We start from the raw sequence: 20,742 nt of genomic DNA on the forward strand, positions 1-20,742 counted from the left end.
AAAATGAGCTCCTAAAAATTGGGATTGTTGAATCGATAATATGCGGGCGCTTTCGCTGCGCCGTTAGGCCACTTATCTTATAGGCCATAAGGGGCCTTATGCAGAGACCTCCTTGAGGCCCCGGGCGCGCCAGACGCCCACGAAGCCCATCGCGGCCAGCAGTAGCAGGGCAAAGGAGGTCCCAGCCAGCGCAACCAACGCGCTTATGCCGCCGGCAACAAGCAGGAACACGCCCATGAGCGTGTTGGCCGCGCCGACAAAACGGGTCCGCTGGTCACCCTCCGCCATGTCCACCACGTAGGTTTTGCGCGCCACGCGGATAGCGGTGTGGGCGAGGTTTACAAGGAAAAACGCCGCCGGCATAATCCACGCCAGCAAGCTTGGCGGCAACCACGCCGCCGCGGCGACGATGAGCACCAGGATGACCGAGGCGCTCGCCGCTCCGCCCGCCATGACCGAGCGCGAGGATTTATCAGCCAGCAGGCCGGATACTCGCCCGCCGACGAGGCTGGCCAGACCAGAGGCCACGATGAAACCGGCGAGACCGGAGAGCGCATCACTGCCCGCTTCCTGCGCGAGCATCACGATGAAGGAGGTGGAAAGCGCGGATACCAGAAGCAGCGAGCGCACAAAGACAAAGGAGCGAAAATCCTTGTAGTCGTGGAACAGGTGCCAGGTGTCCTTCCACCAGGACCTATCCATGCCCCGTGGTTCCTCGTCCGAGTGGGGTTCGTAGATACCGGAGAAAATCAGGGCGGCTGCCAGCCAACCGAGCGAACCTAAGCCCAGCAGGGCGGCGAGGCCCCAACCCGGCAGGTCTCCAAGGAAGTAGAGCGCTAATCCCACGGCAAGCGTGGTTGCACCGCCGATTTGGGTGGCGCGCCCGGTTACCTTGCCGCGCCGGCCCTTGGAGATGGTGCGCCCCTGCACGTCTTTTCCGGCAATGGAACATAGCGCCCGGAAGATGGAGAGTGCGCTCAAGGCAGCGATGACCACTACGCCCAAGCCGATGCCCGTAAAACACAGGGCCGCCAGGGCAATGATCAGGGCGCTGGCGGCCTGGCCGATGCTGCCGAGGATCCACAGTTTCTTACGGGAGCGGTGCGTGGTCACCCATGGGCTCAGCGCCGCCTGCGGCAACATGGATCCGGCCTCGCGGATGGGAACCAGTAGACCCGTGAAGAATCCGGGAACGCCGGCGGCCTGAAAGATCCAAGGGAGTACCGTCTTGGCGGCGACGAGCTGATCGCCAATATTTTGCAGGCCATTTGACCACGCGAAACGGGTTGCGTTGCGGGCCTCGTTGCGGCCTTCCTGGCCCTCCGGGTGTGTCATAAGAATTAAGCATAGGGCCCCGTCCTGGGTGGAGGGAAAATGGGCGGAAGAACGAGTGGCTGCGCTAGGGTTAATGCACATGGCAGACGTGGATCCCCTCATCCAGACGCTCTATGACGTCTTTGACCTCATCGGAGTAGTTCTCAACGGCATTATCGGCGGAACAATCGCCCGCAAGCGCCAATTTGACCTCATCGGGTTCATCTTCCTCGCCCTATTTTCCGCGCTGGCCGGCGGCATGATGCGCGACATGCTCATCGATCAGGGCCCCGCCGCGGCGATTTCCAACCCCACCTACCTGTCGCTGGCGATGCTGGGTGCGCTCATCGCATACCTCACTGATTTCAAGGGACGTGCCTGGGAAATGTTCCGCGTTCACGGCGATGCCGTGATTCTCGGCGTGTGGTCCGTCACCGGATGCGTGAAATCGCTGGCCTATGACATGCCCCTTATCGCGTGCGTGTTCATGGGCGTGCTGACCGCGGTGGGCGGCGGCATGGTCCGCGATATTGCCTCCGGCATTACACCGTCCGTCTTCGGCGGCAGCCCGCTGTATGCCGTCCCGGCGGTGGTGGGTGGATGTGTGATGGTGGCCTTCGCCCAGTTCGATTACACCGCTCTTGGCATGATCGTCTCTCCAATCATCGCGGCTGGCTTAGCAATCACGGCATACTGGCGGGAATGGATCCTGCCACGAGGCTCCTACTTTGCGCCGGTCAACTACACCGCTATGCAGGTGGCACAGATTGCCCGCCGCGCCGAACGCAAGGGCTACGCCATGGGCAAAAAGGCCGGGCGGAAGCTCATCCGCGGTAAATCGCCAAAAAGCAGTGGCGATGACCATGGCCCTGGTGAGTAGGGCCCATGCGCGGAGAGACGGTTGCCCTTAAATTCGCCCGCCTCGGTGCGCCCTAGAGTTCCATGCTCGTAGTGCATCCGGACCCGCCCAGTTGTTTTGTTTTCGAGACTCCCCGACGCGTCATCTCTATAGCGCGTAATCCGCAGGTACTTCAACCGCGTCTACACCGTGTTCCGACCCGCCAGCTGGCGTGAAGTGCCCGCCCACTGACTCCAATTATTTACATCAACAGGACGCCCTAGCCCACGGTGGGAAGCCCCGACTTCATCCATAGGCTCCTGGTGGTTACGGCGCGTGCGTTAACCACCATAGGCGCAAAGCTCGCGGTCTGCCCGAGGGTGCAATGCAACAAACGTTCGGGCAGTAGCTGGCCATCGGCAACGAACCGAATCCCACGACGTACCATCCAGAAATAGGCCTAAACAGGCCTAAACCAGTTCAACCCGAAAAAGTAAAAACACCCCACCACCAGCAAAACACTGGTAGAGGGGTGTAACAAAAAGCTTCCCCACCAGGACTCGAACCTAGAATGACGGTACCAAAAACCGTAGTGTTGCCGATTACACCATGGGGAACCAGCAACCAGTGCGCATACGCACCTGGCGCTGTAAACACACTACCTGAAAATCCCGTCGGGGCATAAATTGACTCGCGCTTAAATCCTTCTCGGCCGGCGGGGCGGGGCGCCGGCTCACGTTTGCCGGCGTAGGGGCATTAGGCTGGAGGGCATGGTGAGGCAGAGAATGCCCGGCAAGCAGCGCCGGGAACAGTTGATTTCCATCGGGCGCGCGGCTTTTTCGGAACTTGGATTTGACGGCACCTCGGTCGAGGAAATCGCGCTACGCGCGGGTGTATCCAAGCCGGTGGTCTATGAGCACTTCGGTGGCAAAGAAGGCCTGTACGCGGTGGTTATCGACCGTGAGATGCTGGCCTTGGAGAAGGTGATTACGGGGGCTTTGCAGGAGGGGTCGTGGCGCGCCCGCATCGAGCAGGCGACCATGGCGCTGTTGACGTACATCGAGGAAGAAACGGACGGGTTTATCATCCTGGTGCGTGATTCCAAGCCGGGCACGGACCGCAGTTATTCCACGCTGCTTAACACGGCGGTGGGGCAGGTCTCCCACATCCTGGGCAACGCCTTTGCCCGGCGCGGGCTGGATCCTGCTTTGGCGGAGCTGTACGCCCAGGCGTTGGTGGGCATGGTGTCCATGACCGCCCAGTCGTGGTTGGACGTGCGCAGGCCGGACAAGGAAGCAGTGGCGGCGCATATCGTGAATTTGTGCTGGAATGGTTTGTCTGGTTTGGAGCAAAAACCTAAGCTGTCAGTTCCGTTGGTTGAGTTGGAAGATACCGCCTTTGATGCGTCCGCCGGTGGCAAAACGGTGGACGCGGGCGAAGAGGATGTGAAGTAAACGTGCCGCCTATGCTTTCCGGATTGCTCAAGGTTGCTGCCTCGGATCCCAAGTTGAAGGGGTTGGCCTCCAACGTGGGGTTGGAGCGGCTGCATATCAGCGGCATCGATCAGGCCCGTCCCTGGGCTATCGGCGCGCTGGCTAATCAGGCGCCGGTGCTGGTTGTCACGGCCACCGGCCGTGAGGCTGAGGATTTGACCGCAGAGCTGGCCGCCATGATGGGGGATAAGGTGGCGTTTTTCCCGGCGTGGGAGACGCTGCCGCACGAGCGTTTGAGCCCTGGCGCGGATATCGTGGGTCGGCGTGCGCAGGTGCTGCACCGCCTGGCCAAGGGGGAGTTGCGCGTCGTGGTGACCGCGGCGCGCGGATATTGCCAGCCCATTATGTCCGAGGTGGAGGGCCGGGAGCCCATCTCCCTTGCTGAGGACGCGGAGTATCCGTTGGAGGCCGTGGTCTCTGCCTTAGAGTTCCGCGCCTATAAGCATGTGGATATGGTGGCCAAGCGGGGTGAGTATGCTACGCGCGGCGGCATTCTGGACGTGTTTCCCACCACCTCTGATTACCCGGTGCGCGTGGAGTTCTGGGGCGATGAGATCACGGATATCCGCCAGTTTTCCGTAGCAGATCAGCGCGCCATCCCGGAGATTGAGGTGGGTGCGGTGGACATCTTCCCGGCGCGGGAGCTGCCCATTACCAATGAGGTGGCCGCGCGGGCCGGGCGGTTGGCCCCGCAGCATGCGGGCAACGCTGCCTTGGCGGAGCTGCTGACCAAGGTCTCTGAGCACATTCCGGCCGACGGCATGGAGTCCCTCATCCCCGTCCTCGCCACCTCGCCGTTGGTTGCGTTGCCTGAGTTTTTCCCGGCCGGCACCCACATTGTGTTGGTGGGGCCGGAAAAGATCCGCACGCGCATCGCGGACTTGGAAAACACTGACGCCGAGTTTCTGGCCGCGGGCTGGGAGGCCGCCGCTATGGGGGCGGACGGTCCCATAGATGCCGCGAGCCTGGATCTTGAGGCCTCCAGCTACCGCTCTTATGAGTCACTGGAGGCGACCGCGCGTGGACATGAGTTGCCGTTGTGGACTTTTGCGCCGCCGGGGATGTTTGAAGCCGATGAGGCTGACACCCTCCCCCTTGAATTCGAACCGGGGCCCACCCCGCGCGGTGATATCGCCGGGATTGACGCAATGATGGCCCAGCTGCTGGCACATACCAATGCCGGTGGCCGCGCGGCGTTTATCGCCCCTGCGCAGGGCGCTATAAAACGCATGGTGGATCGCTTTTCGGAAAAGGGCATCCGCACCTCCGTGGCGGAACCCGGTCAGGAGCCCGCCGCCGGCGAGGTCACTCTGTACCAGGCGCTCAGCCACGCCGGCCTGGTGTTTCCCAAGGTGCGCAAGCCGAAAGGCGCGGACGCCCTGCCGCTGGTCGTGGTCACCGAGACGGACCTGACGGGTAACCGCGTCGGCGATATTGCCGGCGCCAAGCGCCGCCCGGCCAAGCGGCGCAACCGAGTGGATCCCCTGGCCCTGAAAACGGGGGACTACGTGGTGCATGAGACACACGGCATCGGACGCTTTTTGAAAATGGCGGAGCGCTCCGTCAACACCGGCGATGAGATGTCCCGCCGCGAATACATCGTGCTGGAATACGCCGCCTCCAAGCGGGGCCAGCCGGCTGACCAGCTGTGGGTTCCCATGGAATCCCTGGACCTGTTGTCTAAGTACACCGGCGGAGAGGCCCCCACCCTGTCAAAGATGGGTGGATCCGACTGGAAGAACACCAAGCGCAAGGCCAGGGCCGCGGTGCGCGAGATCGCCGGCGAGTTAGTCCAGCTCTACGCCAAGCGGCAGGCCGCGCCGGGGCACTCCTTTGCCCCGGACTCGCCGTGGCAGGCCGAGATGGAAGACGCATTCCCGTACGTGGAGACCGAAGATCAGATGCTGGCCATCGATGCGGTGAAACAGGACATGGAATCCCCCGTGCCTATGGACCGTGTGGTGGTAGGCGACGTGGGCTACGGCAAGACCGAGGTGGCCGTGCGCGCCGCCTTCAAGGCGGTGCAGGACGGTATGCAGGTGGCGGTGCTGGTGCCTACCACGCTCTTGGCGCAGCAGCACCGCGCCACCTTCGAGCAGCGCATGGCCGGATTCCCGATAAAGATCGAGGGGCTTTCCCGTTTTACCTCCGCCCGCGAATCGAAAGAGATCCTCGCAGGCTTGGCCGACGGCACCGTGGACATTGTCATCGGTACCCACCGCCTGCTCCAGACCGGCGTGCAATGGAAGAACCTGGGCCTCATCGTGGTCGATGAGGAACAACGCTTTGGCGTGGAGCATAAGGAACATATCAAGGCGCTCAAATCCTCCGTGGATGTGCTCACCATGTCCGCGACGCCGATCCCGCGAACCCTTGAGATGTCCATGGCGGGCATCCGGGAAATGTCTACGATTCTGACCCCGCCGGAGGATCGCCACCCGGTGCTTACCTACGTGGGCGCGTACGAGGATAAGCAGGTAGCGGCCGCCATTAGGCGAGAGCTGTTACGTGATGGCCAGACCTTCTTCATCCACAATAAGGTCGCGGACATCGAGAAAAAGGCCCGCGAGTTGCGGGCCCTGGTCCCCGAGGCCCGCATCGTCGTGGCCCACGGCCAGATGTCCGAGGACCTGCTGGATAAGACCGTGCAGGGATTCTGGGACCGCGAATATGACGTGCTGGTATGCACCACCATCGTCGAGACTGGCCTGGATATCGCCAACGCCAATACCCTGATTGTGGAAAACGCCCACCATATGGGCCTTTCCCAGCTCCATCAGTTGCGCGGGCGTGTGGGGCGTTCCCGTGAACGCGGATACGCCTACTTCCTTTACCCGAAGGGCGCGACCCTGACCGAAACTTCCTACGACCGTCTGGCCACCATCGCCCAGAACAATGATCTCGGCGCCGGCATGGCCGTGGCGATGAAGGATCTAGAGATGCGTGGTGCGGGCAACGTGCTGGGCGCCGAGCAATCGGGGCACATCGCCGGCGTGGGCTTTGACCTCTACGTGCGCCTCGTGGGCGAGGCCGTGGAGACGTTTAAGGCACTCGCCCGCGGCGAGACGCCGACTGTTACCGATGACGGCCCCAAGGAAATACGCATCGACCTGCCTGTCGATGCACACATTCCTGAGGAGTACATCAACGCCGAACGCCTGCGCCTCGAGGTCTACCGGAAGCTGGCCGCCTCCAAGGACAACAAGGATCTGCAATTGGCGATTGAGGAAATGGAGGACCGCTACGGCCCGCTGCCGGAGGAGGTAGAGCGCCTCTTGGCCGTGGCGCGCCTGCGCCATCAAGCGCGCGCGGCCGGTATCGCCGATATTGCCGTCCAGGGCACCCGCATCAAGGTGCACCCGGTGCAGTTGGCGGATTCCAAGCAGGTACGCCTCAAGCGCCTCTTCCCCGGCTCCAGTTACCGAGCCGCGGCCCAGGCCATCCAACTGTCGTTCCCCAAGAGCGGCCGCAACGTCAACGACCCGCTCATGCGCGACGTGGAACTCATTCAGTGGATGGCGGACTTCCTTTCAGCCATGTTTGATCTGCCCGAAATTGACGTCACCGGCGGGCGCGGGCCCAAGGTTAAGGGCCTAAACGTCGATGAGGCAGGCAAGGCCAAGGCCGAGACCCCACGCACCGCCGCCCAGGAGGCCGCCGCCCGTGCGCGCCGCGCCCCGGCGTCCCGGGCAAGGAAGAAGTCCGCGATTGACAACGCGGGCGGCTTTCGTTCCCGCGGCAGGTCCTCCGGCTCCGGCGGGGAGGGCTCCGCGGGTTCCGGATTCGGAGTCAACGCCGCCCGCGGCGGCCGCGGTGGCCGGGGCTTCCGCGGCGGCGGCCGCTAGAGATAAGACAAGGTGCGGGTGAGCCGGTTGTAGCCGGCCTACCCGCCCTTTTTCTTGAATAATCAGTTCACCGGGTTACGCCCGGTGCGGCGGGCGGGGAAGTATCACGCATCACGCGGTGGGTTTGCTCCATCAGGGGCCAGGGAGGGGAAGGCGGTTTACTGGCATTCGCCCGGTCGTAAAAGTAGTGGGCCCGTAAGCAGGGGGCGGTCTCTTCGATAGGCTGTGAAGATTCACTGGGGTGTTGTGCCGCGGGTGAAAAATTATCCTCCGCAATTTCCCACTTCGAAATCGATTGCAGAGAGGGGGATTGGGTTATAATGAAGTTAATTCTTTGCACACATTCCATCGAAGGAGATGACCCTATGGCAGAGAAATTTACCGCGGCGGTGGTTGAGGAATTCGGCCCAACCCTGAACATCCGCGATGAGGACCTTCCGGAGCCAGGACCGTTCCAGGCACTGGTGAAGGTCCATGCTTCCGGCGTTTGTCACACTGACGTGCACGCTGCGGAAGGCGACTGGCCGGTAAAGCCAGAACCACCATTCATCCCTGGCCACGAGGGCGTGGGTGAGATCGTCAAGCTTGGTCCCGGTGAGCATGAGCTCGAGCTGGGTGACATGGTTGGCAACGTGTGGTTGTGGTCCGCGTGCGGCCAGTGTGAGCACTGCCGCTCCGGTTGGGAGACCCTGTGCGATAAGGCCGAGTACGGTGGCTACACCGTCGATGGTTCCTTCGGCCAGTACATGCTCGTTGATACCCGCTACTGCGCTCGCATCCCGGAAGGGGCAGACCCAATCGAGGTAGCCCCAATCCTGTGCGCCGGAGTGACCGTCTACAAGGGGCTGAAGGTCTCTGACACCAAGCCCGGCCAGTTCATGGTGATTTCCGGAATTGGCGGCCTGGGCCACATCGCTGTCCAGTACGCCGTGGCCATGGGCATGCGCGTCATCGCGGTAGACATCGCCGATGACAAGCTAGAGCTGGCCAAGAAGTACGGGGCGGAGTTCGTAGTCAACGCCGGCCAACAGGATCCGGGAGAGGCCGTTGCCGAATACACCAAGGGCGGCGCCCACGGCATCCTGGTTACCGCGGTCCACCCACAGGCCTTCGGCCAGGCAATCGCCATGGCGCGCAAGGGCGGAACCATCGTGTTCAACGGCCTTCCACCAGGGGAGTTCCCCGCACCAATCTTTGACATCGTGTTCAAGGGCCTGACCATTCGCGGCTCGCTGGTGGGCACCCGCCAGGACCTGGCCGAAAGCCTGGACTTCTACGCCCGCGGGCTGATTAAGCCCCACGTGGAAGAGATCAAGCTTGAGGACATCAATGACGTCTTCGACGGATTGATCAAGGGCGGCATCGATGGCCGCCGCGTCATCAACTACCAATAAGCCGCCAAGGCCGGCTCTCCTAGAGCGGTAGTGGCACAAGGCTAATGGCGCCCCGGTTTTCCCGGGGCGCCATTTCTGTTTACTGGTTTTATTTGCGGCTATAGCGCCAGATTGCCGGTCACCAGACCGATGACCGCGGCAATCGCGCCGCCGATGATGATGGCCACCACGGCCCACTCTAACGGGTTGAATACACGTTCCTTCTTTGAGATGCGGGTGATGACGTATGGAACCAAACCCGGTACCACCGCAAGCGCGCCGAAGAGGAGGTAGACGGGGTCTGCGGCGTAGATAAGCCACATGGAATACACAAGGGCCAGCAGGCCAACTGCCAGGTGACGCTTGTTGGTAGCCGGTGGGATATCGGGCCCGGAGTCATCGAAGCGGGTTCCGGCGTGAGGGTGGGAGATTCCCTTGCCCCTGGTGGCGAGCAGGACCAGGTATAGCGCGGAGAAGATGTATGGCAAAAGGTAGAGGATAGTAGCCAGCTGGACCATAGACGTGTAGGCCGTGTTGTTCAGGAAGAACAGGATGACCGTGAACTGGATGACGCAGGTGGAAATGAGCTGCGCTACCCATGGGGCGCCGGTAGAGGTGAGCTCACCAACGCGGCGCGGCAAAAGCCCGTCCAGGGCCATCATCATCAACGGTTCGGCGCACAGCATCTGCCACGAGACATACGCGCCAAGAACTGACAGGCACAAGCCGATCGAAATGAGGAGTCCACCCCATGGGCCCACCACGGCCTCAAGGACCGAGGCCATGGAGTTATCCGGCAAAGCGGCAAGCTCGGCCTGGGTTAGCACGCCATAGGACAGGGTGGATACGGACAGCAGCAGCACGAGCACGGTGAGGAAGCCAATGACCGTGGCGCGTCCCACGTCCTTGCGGGATTTTGCCTGTTTTGAGTAGACGGATGCGCCCTCGACGCCAATGAACACCCACACGGTAAAGAGCATCACGCCCTGGATTTGCTCGAACACCGTGGCGCCGGATGTTTCGCCCCAGAAGTCTAAGGTGAATTTGTCCCAGCTAAATCCCAAAAACGCCACCAGGATGATGAACGCCGCAATGGGCAGCACCTTGGCGATGGTGGTAATGGAGGTCATGATGGCGGCCTGGCGAATGCCCCTGGTGAGCAAGATGAAGATCAGCCAGGTCATCAGCGAGACGGAGATACCCGTGACCCACCGATTGGATTCATCAAAGAACGGAATGTAGTGACCGATGGTGCTGAAGAATAAGGTTGCGTAACCCACCTGCGCAATGACGGAACCTAGCCAGTAGCCCCAACCTGCGGTAAAGCCGATATAGTCGCCTAAACCGGCGCGGACGTATGCGTAGACGCCGGAGTCCAGGTGCGGCTTGCGCTGGGCCAGAATATGGAAGACGAAGGCCACGGACAGCATGCCCACGCCGGCGATGACCCAGCCGATGAGCATAGCCCCGGGGGCTGCTACCGATGCAATATTCTGGGGCAGGGCGAAAATACCAGAGCCGACAGTCGAGCCGATGATCAGCGCTACAAGCGTGAACAGCGGAACTGAATGCCGGGGCATCTGGGCTGGGGTGGCTGCGGTTGTACCGTCAGAAGGATGGGATAAGGTCACCCGAATAACCTACTGCGTTTGATTCCGCCAGCGAAAACGCACACTCGGCGAGAAGCCAATCTAGCAGTAGAAATGGATGAAATTCCCCCGTAAGTGTGCTGAGGCTTACACTGTGAGGCTATGTCCGTAGTAGTTCTTGACCCGCGTTGGCCTGACCAAATCCCCCTGCAAGCAATAGGGCGGATTACCTCGCCCGTTGAATTTGGCGCCGAGGTGCCAATCTCGGTGCGGTGGGATTTCGATGCGGTGGTCTCCGGTTGCGGGGAATCCACCTACGTCACCACGGATGCCTCGGACCCAGAGATTCAAGCCCGCAGGGAAGCGGGGGAGAGGGTCTTTGCCGCCGCGTCGCTCAGTGACCCGGTCCTCAAGGCCCGGCAGGTCATGTCTCGCGCGCGTGACATCGGGGAATGGGAGGCCACCCAGACGCATGCAACGCTGCTGCCGTACCTTGAAGAGGAAACGCAAGAATTCACCGACGCGGTGCGAGGTGGTGCAGGCGATGAGGAGTTGCTCAAGGAACTAGGCGACGTATTTTTGCAAGTTCTTTTCCATGCGGAAATCGCCAGCCGCAGGGGAGCATTCGATTTGGACGATGTGGCGGCGAGCTTCGTTAGCAAGATGCGCTCGCGTTCTCCGTACCTGTTTGACGGCACAACCACCACCGTTGCGCAAGAGGTCCAGCAACGCTTCTGGGCGGAGGGCAAGGCGCGAGAAAAAGCCGGAAAGCCCCGCGGGGATAACCGCTAACCCGCCGCCTCGGCGCGGGAATCTCATGTCTAGCTGTGGGGGAGATAATAGGTGAGGGCGGGGCGGGGTGGCGTCGTTAAGAATTGCGTGCCATGCCTGTAGGATTGGGCGCCGTGACTGATTGGATGAGGCGACTAACGGGCTGCGGATGCGCGGCCGTCTTGCTGATCGTTGTCACCGTGTCCGTGGGCCTGTGGGGACTATCCTTCATGGACAAGCCCGCTCCGATGCGCACCTTGCAGCCAGTACCAGACAACGTACCGCCGCAAACCCCGGCCGAGGTGGACTCGATTGATATCAATGCGCCCGGGCGCACCTCGGACAGCCTCACCCAATGGTCTACCCAGCTGTCCCAGCAGACCGGCATTCCGGGGCAGGCCCTGCGGGCCTACGCCAACGCGGAACTCATCGCGCGCGAAGCGTGGCCGGAGTGCAACCTGCGCTGGAACACTCTCGCCGGCGTGGGCTGGGTAGAAACCCGCCACGGAACCTACAGCGGGAATTGGTTTAAGCCCTCGGAGCTAGACGCCAACGGCTATACCACGCCGCCAATCATTGGAATCCCCCTGGACGGCGCCAATGGCACCGCGCGGGTGGCTGATACCGATGACGGCGCCTACGACGGGGACCCGGAATTGGACCGCGCCATGGGGCCGATGCAGTTCATCCCCGAATCCTGGAAGCGATACGGCCTCGACGCCAACGGCGATGGCAAGGCCGATCCACAGCAGATCGATGACGCGGCCCTATCCTCCGCGAAGCTGTTGTGCGCCTTTAACCGCAACCTGGCTGACGGCGAGGCGTGGGTGCAGGCCATCTTCTCTTATAACCAATCAGAGGACTACATGCGCCGGGTGGCCAACGCGGCAAATTCCTACGCCATTGGGCAGCCGGCGACGTCCTAGCGGCGCCCCGGTTGGGGCCGTTAGCCCCTGCTGAGGGGGTGTTGCGGCAGAGTAGGTCAACTGGTTATGACGTAACTGGGCACCGGGGCGGGTTTTCTGGAACAATTAGGCAGAGGTGCCAATAAATTCTGATTTTGAGATTATTCCCGCACCCTTATCTCACATCAACCTAGTTCTATAGGAGTGAAGTACAGCATGGCTGACATCATCCACGTATTTGCACGAGAGATCATGGACTCCCGCGGCAACCCAACCGTTGAGGCTGAAGTATTCCTCGATGACGGTGCGCACGGCTCCGCCGGCGTGCCTTCCGGCGCATCCACCGGTGTTCACGAGGCTCACGAGCTGCGTGATGGCGGTGACCGCTACCAGGGCAAGGGAGTTCTCAAGGCAGTCGAAAACGTAAATGAGGAAATCGCTGACGCTCTCGCAGGTTTCGAGGCTGACGACCAGCGCCTCATCGACCAGGCAATGATTGCCCTGGACGGCACCGAGAATAAGTCCCGCCTGGGTGCAAACGCCATCCTGGGTGTATCCATGGCTGCCGCCCGCGCGGCCGCCGCCTCCGCCGGACTGCCGCTGTACCGCTACATCGGCGGACCAAACGCGCACGTTCTGCCGGTTCCAATGATGAACATCCTCAACGGTGGCGCACACGCTGACTCCGGCGTCGACGTTCAGGAATTCATGATTGCCCCAATCGGTGCCGAGTCCTTCTCTGAGGCACTGCGTCAGGGCGCAGAGGTTTACCACAACCTCAAGTCCGTCATCAAGGAAAAGGGCCTGTCCACCGGCCTTGGCGATGAGGGTGGCTTCGCCCCATCCGTAGAGTCCACCAAGGCGGCGCTTGACCTGATTGTCGAGGCAATCAAGAAGGCCGGCCTCGAGCCAGGCAAGGACATCGCGCTGGCACTTGACGTTGCCTCCTCCGAGTTCTTCAAGGATGGCAAGTACCACTTCGAGGGCGGCGAGCACACCGCTGAGGAAATGTCCAAGGTTTACGAGGAGCTCATTAACGAGTACCCAATCGTTTCCATCGAGGACCCACTGCAGGAAGATGACTGGGACGGCTACGTCACCCTGACCAAGGCGATTGGTGACAAGGTTCAGATCGTGGGCGATGACTTCTTCGTCACCAACCCGGCACGCCTGAAGGAAGGTATCGCCAAGAAGGCAGCGAATGCTCTGCTGGTTAAGGTCAACCAGATTGGTACCCTGACCGAGACCTTCGATGCCGTTGAGCTGGCGCACCGCAGTGGCTACCGCACCATGATGTCCCACCGCTCCGGCGAGACCGAGGACACCACCATCGCCGATCTCGCGGTTGCGCTGAACTGCGGCCAGATCAAGACCGGTGCCCCTGCTCGTTCCGAGCGCGTGGCTAAGTACAACCAGCTGCTGCGCATCGAACAGGAGCTGGGCGAGGGTGCCGTATACGCGGGCCGCTCCGCGTTCCCACGCTTCCAGGGCTAAGGGGCCGTTAGGACTTGCGCAAAAGAGGCCTAGGCCTCTAGGCCCATGAAGCGAAGATTCCCGTGACCTCCCGGTGGGGTCGCGGGAATTTTTGTTATTTTCACTGCAGTCACGTGTGCCACGGCGCTTACCCATTTTCTGGCGCTAGGATAAGACTCCTATGGCAAGCGCGAACAAGTCCTCCAAGCCCCAGTCCAAGCTGGACGGTGGCAACTCTCGCCGCCGGAATTCGGTTCCGGTGGCCTCGCGTGCTGCCGATCGCGCGTCCCGTGAGCGGGAGGCGGCGAGGGCTAAGGAGCTGGCCTCCAAAAACCGTTCGCGCATGGATATCGCAGGCGTCAGCGTTCTCATCGCAGTGGTCCTCATCATCTTGTTCGCAATCGCCGTGCCGTTGCGCAACTATTACGATGGCCGCACGGAGCTGGCCCGCTTAAACGAATCCATTGCCAGCGCGCAACAGGAAAAAGAACGCTTGCAAACCGAAATCGAGCGTTACCAGGACCCCGAATACATCCGCCAGGAAGCCCGCCGTCGCTTGGGTTTGGTGGCGCCCGGGGAGGTTGCGTACCGCATTGTGGATCCCCGCATGAGCCAGGGGGAGAGCCTGTCTACCGATAAGCAAGCGGAATCGGACCAACGCGAGTGGTACGAGGTCCTCTGGGACTCCGTCGCGGAAAAGCCTCAGGTCTCCGTGGTCAGCGGCAACGGGCCAGAGACCCCGCCTTCGGCCGCCGAGACCGCACCAGAGACGCCCGCCGCCTCTGGCGACGAGGCGGAGCAGGCCACCCCGGCCCCGACCGGCTAGCCCGATTAGGCGGCCTCGAGCTTTTCGACTAACCAACGCGGCCGGAGCCATGAGACAATGATCTCATGAGCGTTAATCAAGCAGATCTTGACATTGTTACCACCCAATTGGGCCGCGAACCACGCGGCGTAGTGGACATTGCATACCGCACCCCGGACGGACAGCCGGCCGTGGTAACCACCTCGCCAAGGTTGCCGGACGGTACTCCGTTCCCAACGCTGTACTACCTTACGGATCCCCGGCTAACGGCGGAGGCATCACGCCTTGAGGTTGCCCACGTGATGAAGTGGATGGAAGCGCGCCTGGGGGAGGATGAAGAACTGGCAGCGGACTACCGCGCAGCTCACGAATACTTCCTGGCCAAGCGCAACTCAATGGAAGACCTGGGCACCGAGTTCTCCGGCGGCGGAATGCCGGACCGGGTCAAGTGCCTGCACGTTCTGATCGCCTACGCCCTGGCCGAGGGGCCTGAGCATTTCCGCTTGGGCACCGAGGCCGTTGCACTGGCCGCCGATCATGGCCGCTTGCGCGGCACCGCCATCCCCGAGGATTGGCCGACCATCGCTGAGCTAGGCATCGAGCTTAGCCAGTTTGATTTCTCCAACGCCGAATAAATCCCTACAAGGAGTTCTTCCCCATGACTCGCGTGGCTGCTGTAGATTGCGGTACCAATTCCATCCGTCTGCTCATCTCCGATATCCATGAAGATGGAAAGATCAAAGACATTGTCCGAACCATGGAAATAGTCCGCCTAGGGCAAGGCGTGGACGCACACGGTGAGTTTGCCCCGGAAGCTCTTGAGCGCACGCGTGCGGCCCTGGCCGGCTACGTGCAGCAAATGAAATTTGAGCAGGTAACACGGGTGCGCATGGTAGCCACCTCCGCCACCCGTGACGCGAGCAATCAGCGGGAGTTTTTCGACATGACCGCCGAATTGCTCGGCCAGATCCAGCCGGGCGCGCGGGCCGAGGTTATTAGCGGCGAGGAAGAGGCCATGCTTTCCTTCTCCGGCGCGGTCAGCGACCTGCCGGCGGACCGCGCCCCCTTCTGCGTTATCGATTTAGGCGGCGGGTCTACTGAATTTATCGTGGGCGAGGCTGACGGCTCAATCCTCGGTATGCACTCCGCGCAAATGGGATGCGTGCGTATAACCGAGCGGATGATGCCTTCCGATCCTCCGAGCGAGACGGAAATCGAAATCGCTGAGGATTTCGTGGAAGAGCGCATGCAGGAGGTGGAGCGAATTGTCCCCGTCGACAAGGCAGTAACCTTCGTAGGCTGCGCGGGAACGTTCACGACTCTGTCTGCTATAGCCCAGGGATTGGAACGCTATGACGCGGATTCCATCCATGGTTCGGAGCTTCGCTTCGACGGTCTGCGGGTGTTGACGCGTTCATTGATGCTTGAGCCGGCCGAGATGCGTGCGCTCAATCCGGTCATTCACCCGGGGCGTGCCGATGTCATTGGCGGCGGCGCCGTTGCCGTAGAGGGGATCATTAACATGATCGAGCGCAACTCCGAAGCCCGCTCCTTCTTCATCAGCGAGAAGGACATCCTCGATGGGATCATTGCGGGCTTGGCCGAAGACGTTCAGGCCGAGGCCGAGTAAATCGCGAATTTATGCGCGTTACAATGCGCAATTCGGTGTTGGACTGGGTACTCTAATAGACTGGTTCCAGCACGCGCCCCCATAGCCCAATCGGCAGAGGCAGTTGACTTAAAATCAATTCAGTGTGGGTTCGAGTCCCACTGGGGGCACCACCACCAGCGGAAACGCTGGAAAGTTGGGCACTTTTTGGCCTATGGTGTCCAAAAAGTGTCCAACTAATAATTACTTAGCCGTCTTCCGGTAACGGTTGAGGCACTGCAATTCTCCGAGCGTGAAACCCTTAAACCCTTCTCCTCGAAGGTAGGATACGGCTCCGGTTTGGTCTCGTTTCTGGACTTGGCCGGGTTTAGCCATAATCTGAGCAGCCGCCATAAGGACTACGCTCCGAACGCCTGGACGGTAATTTCCGGCACTGTCTATGTGATTTGCCTCGGGATTGCCTCGGCAATATGCCTCGCCGAAGCCAGAGGCGCTCTGGAGCGCGAATTTGGCCGTCTTTCGGGCCTCTTCCTCGGTAACGATGGGCGGAGGATCGAATTCGAGTAGCTCGTCGACTGAAATCTCCATTAGCCCTCCACGAATCGAATCTTTACTTCAGAATGTTTGACCGGAGTTTCGTAATGAACCGGAGAACCTTCAAACGTCGCAGCCATGATCGACCGCGCAGTCCACCACGCAGAGATTCTCACACACAAGGCAACCAGTTACCGCATCAACGGTCACGAAGATATCCTGCCTTCCGTAAACGCAGAACGAGGCAAAGCACTAAAGTAAACGACAAGTACAATTGGGCTACTTTTCCACCGTCAGAAGTGGGCTACTTTTCGACCGTCGCTGACAGTCGCTGACGCTCTGATGTTCGTGTTCCTTTAAGGGGGTCTCCAGTGGAAGATAATTCGGCGAGCCTAGCTGATCTAGAGCGAAGGATAGAATTTCTGTCTGCTCAAGTAGAACGGCTTGTAACCCTGCATCACCCATTTCCGCCACCTTATGTAGAGTTTCGGAAAGCGGTGATGCTCGCTGCCTTGACTTTCGAACAAGAAGCTTTATCTCAGAAGCTTTTGGGGGCAGTGGTTGCACACAACGATGGCAATATCGTTGATGTCAGGGAAGGCTTGTTGCCTTTTCCTGAGGAAACCATCGAATTGTTCAATGAGTATTCGGCTAACGGGGTGATCGAACCCGATCAGACAATCGACATGCTCAAAACCATTGTCCCAAATGGTGCGGTGGCCAAAGACCTCTTCGAGGCGTGGGAAGTAGGCCGGTCCGTCATTCGTCAAAACAACGGAGAATCGTGAATCCGGCTACGGGCTTAACACTCGCTACCCAAGCGAACTGTACTTTTTGCCACGGTCAAGCGCCGCGGAGCACAGTGCCCCTGGCCTAGACCACTGACCAAAGCAACACCTCCGCGCGCAGCCCAAGCGCGGAGGTGTTGTTGTCTCCGCCGCATGCCGCGCCCTGGCCTGACCAGCCCCACGGCACAGTAGAACGGGTTCTGCACCGCGATCGGCGGTGCGCCAGGCGAGCCCGACCACGACAGCTGTACGTATTTCCCCGCGACCGTGCCCGCGTCCCACTACACCACGGCGGTGCAGCGATGACCCCAACCGAGCGCGCGATCGCCCGGGCTGGGCTGACCTTCGAGATGGCCGACGTTCTCGACGATCTTGGCGACACCCGCCGCGGCATCGCAGGCGTCACCGACGAGCTCTGCCGCTTGCGCACCTGCCGCGATGCCTTGATAGTCCGCGCGGTCACCCTCGGCGGACCGCGCGAGGCCATCGCAGCGGTGACGGCGTTCGTGGGCGGCCTCAACGCCGCGGCCTCAACGCCGCGGCCTCAGCGGCGGCACAGGCGAAGGGGGTGGACTTCGTTGCCCCGCCAGACGACGGGCTCGGGGTGTGCGCACCGTGGGCTGCGCGGCGGGTGTCCGCGCTGGGCCCGGTGACGGGGGATGACGCCGTGCCGGTGCATCCGACGTCGCTTGGCCACGCTGCGGTGGCGGAGGCGGTGGCCGGAGCGATGTAGGTGAAGAACGGTCGAACCCCCGCCGTGGTGATCCCCGCTTCGGGGGCACATCCCCCCATATAGGTGTGCACGAAAGTGCTTCGAGTAGCAGTCGCGCTGAAATACTAGACATCGGGCTTTATTGTGACGTCAGGTGTATTCCAACGCCATGCCAATAGGCCTAGATCGAAAGGGAAACCGCAATGTACAAGCGACTACTCGCACTCTGTCTTGCCGTGGCCATGCCAGTGGCGGCCGTGCAACCAGCCCACGCAACGACGCCCGAAATCACCGCTGCAAGAGCTACCAAACCAGCCTCCGAAACCCTCTCGCAACCAGATTTTTCTGGTGCCTCCGAAACTGAAACCGAAGACATTTATGAGCAGCTGGATTCTGAGCTTGAATACCTTTCTGGCCTACCGGCGGATGAACTGGATGCCGAACTTCAATCGCTTGAGCGCAAAGACGGAACAGCCCCGAGGCTTGGACCGCTCGTCATCGTGGCTGCGATCGGATGCGCGGTAGGGATCGGGGGCGCAGTCTTTACAAAATCGTGGGAGGACCCGAACAGTGCTGTGTGGGCTCTCGCAGGTGTGCTCACTAGCTGCATTCCCGGAGCCCAGCAGGCTAAGCTCGTTCAAGTCATTATGAATAACAAGCAAACGATCGCCACCGCCCTCAAGAAAGTCGGTGCATTTAGTCTCGCCGCGGCGATCCTTGGTGCGAATATCGTTCCTGTCGCGATTGCACCTAACGAGTAATTAGAGGAAACGTTCTATGAGCCTACAAAAATTCCTGTGGATTTGCGCGGGCGTCGGGACTTTGCTTGCGGGGTATGTAAAAGAAGCGCCTCCTCTTCTGTTAGTAGCTCTTCTCTTCGTCGCTGCCATTCCGACAGCTCTACTAATTGGGTCATCTTCGGAGCTAAAAGGCGGCCTTAAGGCCGTCGGTCTGCTTGCGATTTGCATTGCTATAGGGGCATTCGTTCCGCTAGTTTTGGTCTTCGCTTTTGCTGGTTATGTAGCAGTGACCTGGTATTCGGTTACCCCCGCTGAACCCTCAGAGCACTCTATCTCGCCGAAAGGATAATTGGAGCAACGACGGAACACAGCTTCAACACGACAAACCCCCGCCGTGGCGACGCTCCGCTGAACCCTTCCCCACCGTTTGCTCGTCATCCCCCCGTTAGAAGCACGCCCACACCAATTTGCCCAGTACACCCCTCGCCAGGCGATTGGCAGCGGCGAGCTCTGCGCTGCGGCGACGTCCAAAATGTCCAAAACCACACCGATTCAGTGTGGGTTCGAGTCCCACTGGGGGCACCACCAAAGGCCAGCTTAAACGCTGGCCTTTACCTTTACCCCGCGACAATCCCACGGCAATTCCCCAACGGACTATTTAGCACGTCAGCAACCTCATCAAGCACGCCGACCCACAGCGCCGCCTAAATAACCAGAGCGTGGAAGGGTTGAAATCTAAATGTTTCCTTGGTTGGGAACTAAAATTTCCGGCCGGGCGTTAATAAGAGTGTAAAGACACCGAGAAAGCACCGAATAGAAAAGCACTCGGCCGCCAAGATTGAAAGGAATCGGGATACCCTGTGCGTTCAAGCAACCCGGTAATGAACTCGTTAACCCAGACTACCGCTGAGAACCCATACCAGTCACAGTACGGAGGTTACAGTGACGGCTACGGGCAGGCCGGCGCTCCAGTAGCGCAGGAGCGGCCTATGACTGTCGATGACGTGGTCACCAAAACCGGTATCACCCTCGCCGTTATCATCGCTAGCGCGGTGGTTAACTTCTTTATCGGCGCATTCGTCGACCAGAGCCTCGCGATGATCCTGACCTTCGTGGGTGCAATCGGCGGCTTTATCACCGTCCTGGTCGCAACGTTTGGCAAGAAGTGGGGCTCTGCAGCCACCACCTTGATTTACGCTGCGTTCGAGGGCCTTTTCGTGGGTGGCTTCTCCTTAATCGTCTCCGCCGGCGCAGGTTCCGAGGCGGGCGCCATGATTGGCCAGGCAGTCCTGGCCACCGTTGGCGTCTTTTTGGGCATGCTGATTGTCTACAAGACCGGTGCGGTTAAGGTCACCCCTCGTTTCAACAAGATCATGTTCGGCCTCATCATGGGCGTTGCGGTCATGGCGCTGGGCAACTTCCTGCTGGCAATCTTCACCGGCAGCAGCCCTCTGCGCGACGGTGGCATGCTTGCGATCGTCTTCTCCATCGTCTGCATCATCCTGGCAGCCCTGTCCTTCATGACTGACTTCGACCAGGCGGATCGCCTCATCCGCGCCGGTGCGCCGGCCAAGCATGCCTGGGGCGTGGCCTTGAGCCTCGCTGTGACCCTGGTATGGCTCTACACCGAGATCCTGCGCCTGCTGAGCTACTTCCAGCAGAGGTAACATCACCTCTACGGCCTCGGTATAGGTACGAAGACCTCCATTGCCCACCCCGTGTGGCTGGAGGTCTTTTTGCATCCCGGATGCGGCGGGCCCATGCATCCTGTGGCGCGCCCCGCCACGGGTGCTGGCGTGCTGCGAAGGATTGGATTCGGATCCCGGATTCGCCGATGGAATGTACAACAGTGGCGTGGGGTGCGCGGCGAGAGGCGTTAGGCGTGAACGAAGATATTTCAAACTCGAAATAAAATTCCGCTAACCCAATTTAACTCTGGGTTAATGATCTCAT

General features: G+C 60.6%; 15 protein-coding genes and 1 tRNA gene. 14 read left to right on the forward strand and 2 right to left on the reverse strand.

The window, feature by feature from the left end:
- Nucleotides 1–96: 96 nt before the first annotated feature.
- Complete coding sequence (locus CENDO_RS03935) at nucleotides 97–1,335, reverse strand: MFS transporter (RefSeq protein WP_136140881.1); 1,239 nt, start codon at nucleotides 1,333–1,335, stop codon at nucleotides 97–99.
- Nucleotides 1,336–1,414: 79 nt separating this feature from the next.
- On the opposite strand from CENDO_RS03935, the gene CENDO_RS03940 reads away from it, so the two are divergent.
- The 4 genes from CENDO_RS03940 to adhP all read left to right on the forward strand — a co-directional run bounded on the left by CENDO_RS03940 (nucleotide 1,415) and on the right by adhP (nucleotide 8,884).
- Nucleotides 1,415–2,194, forward strand: coding sequence for a trimeric intracellular cation channel family protein (locus CENDO_RS03940; RefSeq protein WP_136140882.1), 780 nt, complete (start codon nucleotides 1,415–1,417; stop codon nucleotides 2,192–2,194).
- 728 nt (nucleotides 2,195–2,922) lie between these two features.
- A complete protein-coding gene (locus tag CENDO_RS03945) occupies nucleotides 2,923–3,606 on the forward strand; it encodes a TetR/AcrR family transcriptional regulator (protein ID WP_136140883.1) in 684 nt (227 codons plus the stop codon).
- 11 nt (nucleotides 3,607–3,617) lie between these two features.
- Nucleotides 3,618–7,490 (forward strand): transcription-repair coupling factor, encoded by a 3,873-nt coding sequence (gene mfd / locus CENDO_RS03950; RefSeq protein WP_136140884.1) that lies wholly within the window; start codon nucleotides 3,618–3,620, stop codon nucleotides 7,488–7,490.
- A gap of 365 nt (nucleotides 7,491–7,855) precedes the next feature.
- The gene (gene adhP, locus CENDO_RS03955; protein ID WP_136140885.1) at nucleotides 7,856–8,884 is read left to right on the forward strand and encodes an alcohol dehydrogenase AdhP; all 1,029 of its coding nucleotides are present in this window, start codon (nucleotides 7,856–7,858) and stop codon (nucleotides 8,882–8,884) included.
- 98 nt (nucleotides 8,885–8,982) lie between these two features.
- On the opposite strand, the gene CENDO_RS03960 is transcribed toward adhP, so the two are convergent.
- A complete protein-coding gene (locus tag CENDO_RS03960; RefSeq protein WP_136142130.1) occupies nucleotides 8,983–10,443 on the reverse strand; it encodes an amino acid permease in 1,461 nt (486 codons plus the stop codon).
- 171 nt (nucleotides 10,444–10,614) lie between these two features.
- Here CENDO_RS03960 and CENDO_RS03965 point away from each other — a divergent pair, with 171 nt between their 5' ends.
- The 10 genes from CENDO_RS03965 to CENDO_RS04010 all read left to right on the forward strand — a co-directional run bounded on the left by CENDO_RS03965 (nucleotide 10,615) and on the right by CENDO_RS04010 (nucleotide 20,456).
- On the forward strand, nucleotides 10,615–11,244 hold the full coding sequence (locus tag CENDO_RS03965) for a MazG nucleotide pyrophosphohydrolase domain-containing protein (protein WP_136140886.1): 630 nt from the start codon (nucleotides 10,615–10,617) through the stop codon (nucleotides 11,242–11,244).
- 125 nt (nucleotides 11,245–11,369) lie between these two features.
- A complete protein-coding gene (locus CENDO_RS03970; RefSeq protein WP_136142131.1) occupies nucleotides 11,370–12,149 on the forward strand; it encodes a lytic transglycosylase domain-containing protein in 780 nt (259 codons plus the stop codon).
- 195 nt (nucleotides 12,150–12,344) lie between these two features.
- A complete protein-coding gene (gene eno / locus CENDO_RS03975) occupies nucleotides 12,345–13,622 on the forward strand; it encodes a phosphopyruvate hydratase (RefSeq protein ID WP_136140887.1) in 1,278 nt (425 codons plus the stop codon).
- A 160-nt stretch (nucleotides 13,623–13,782) separates the two neighbouring features.
- Nucleotides 13,783–14,427, forward strand: a complete 645-nt coding sequence (locus tag CENDO_RS03980; RefSeq protein WP_136140888.1) for an FtsB family cell division protein — start codon at nucleotides 13,783–13,785, stop codon at nucleotides 14,425–14,427.
- A gap of 65 nt (nucleotides 14,428–14,492) precedes the next feature.
- Nucleotides 14,493–15,041, forward strand: a complete 549-nt coding sequence (locus CENDO_RS03985; RefSeq protein ID WP_136140889.1) for a DUF501 domain-containing protein — start codon at nucleotides 14,493–14,495, stop codon at nucleotides 15,039–15,041.
- Nucleotides 15,042–15,064: 23 nt separating this feature from the next.
- Nucleotides 15,065–16,036 (forward strand): Ppx/GppA phosphatase family protein, encoded by a 972-nt coding sequence (locus CENDO_RS03990; protein ID WP_136140890.1) that lies wholly within the window; start codon nucleotides 15,065–15,067, stop codon nucleotides 16,034–16,036.
- 75 nt (nucleotides 16,037–16,111) lie between these two features.
- Nucleotides 16,112–16,188 (forward strand) — tRNA-Leu (locus tag CENDO_RS03995).
- A 732-nt stretch (nucleotides 16,189–16,920) separates the two neighbouring features.
- A complete protein-coding gene (locus tag CENDO_RS04000; RefSeq protein WP_136140891.1) occupies nucleotides 16,921–17,337 on the forward strand; it encodes a hypothetical protein in 417 nt (138 codons plus the stop codon).
- Nucleotides 17,338–18,252: 915 nt separating this feature from the next.
- Entirely contained in the window at nucleotides 18,253–18,810 is a 558-nt protein-coding gene (locus CENDO_RS04005) for a hypothetical protein (protein ID WP_136140892.1), read from the forward strand.
- 839 nt (nucleotides 18,811–19,649) lie between these two features.
- Nucleotides 19,650–20,456, forward strand: coding sequence for a Bax inhibitor-1/YccA family protein (locus CENDO_RS04010; RefSeq protein WP_136140893.1), 807 nt, complete (start codon nucleotides 19,650–19,652; stop codon nucleotides 20,454–20,456).
- Nucleotides 20,457–20,742 lie beyond the last annotated feature (286 nt).

Source organism: Corynebacterium endometrii (assembly GCF_004795735.1).
GTDB lineage: Bacteria > Actinomycetota > Actinomycetes > Mycobacteriales > Mycobacteriaceae > Corynebacterium > Corynebacterium endometrii.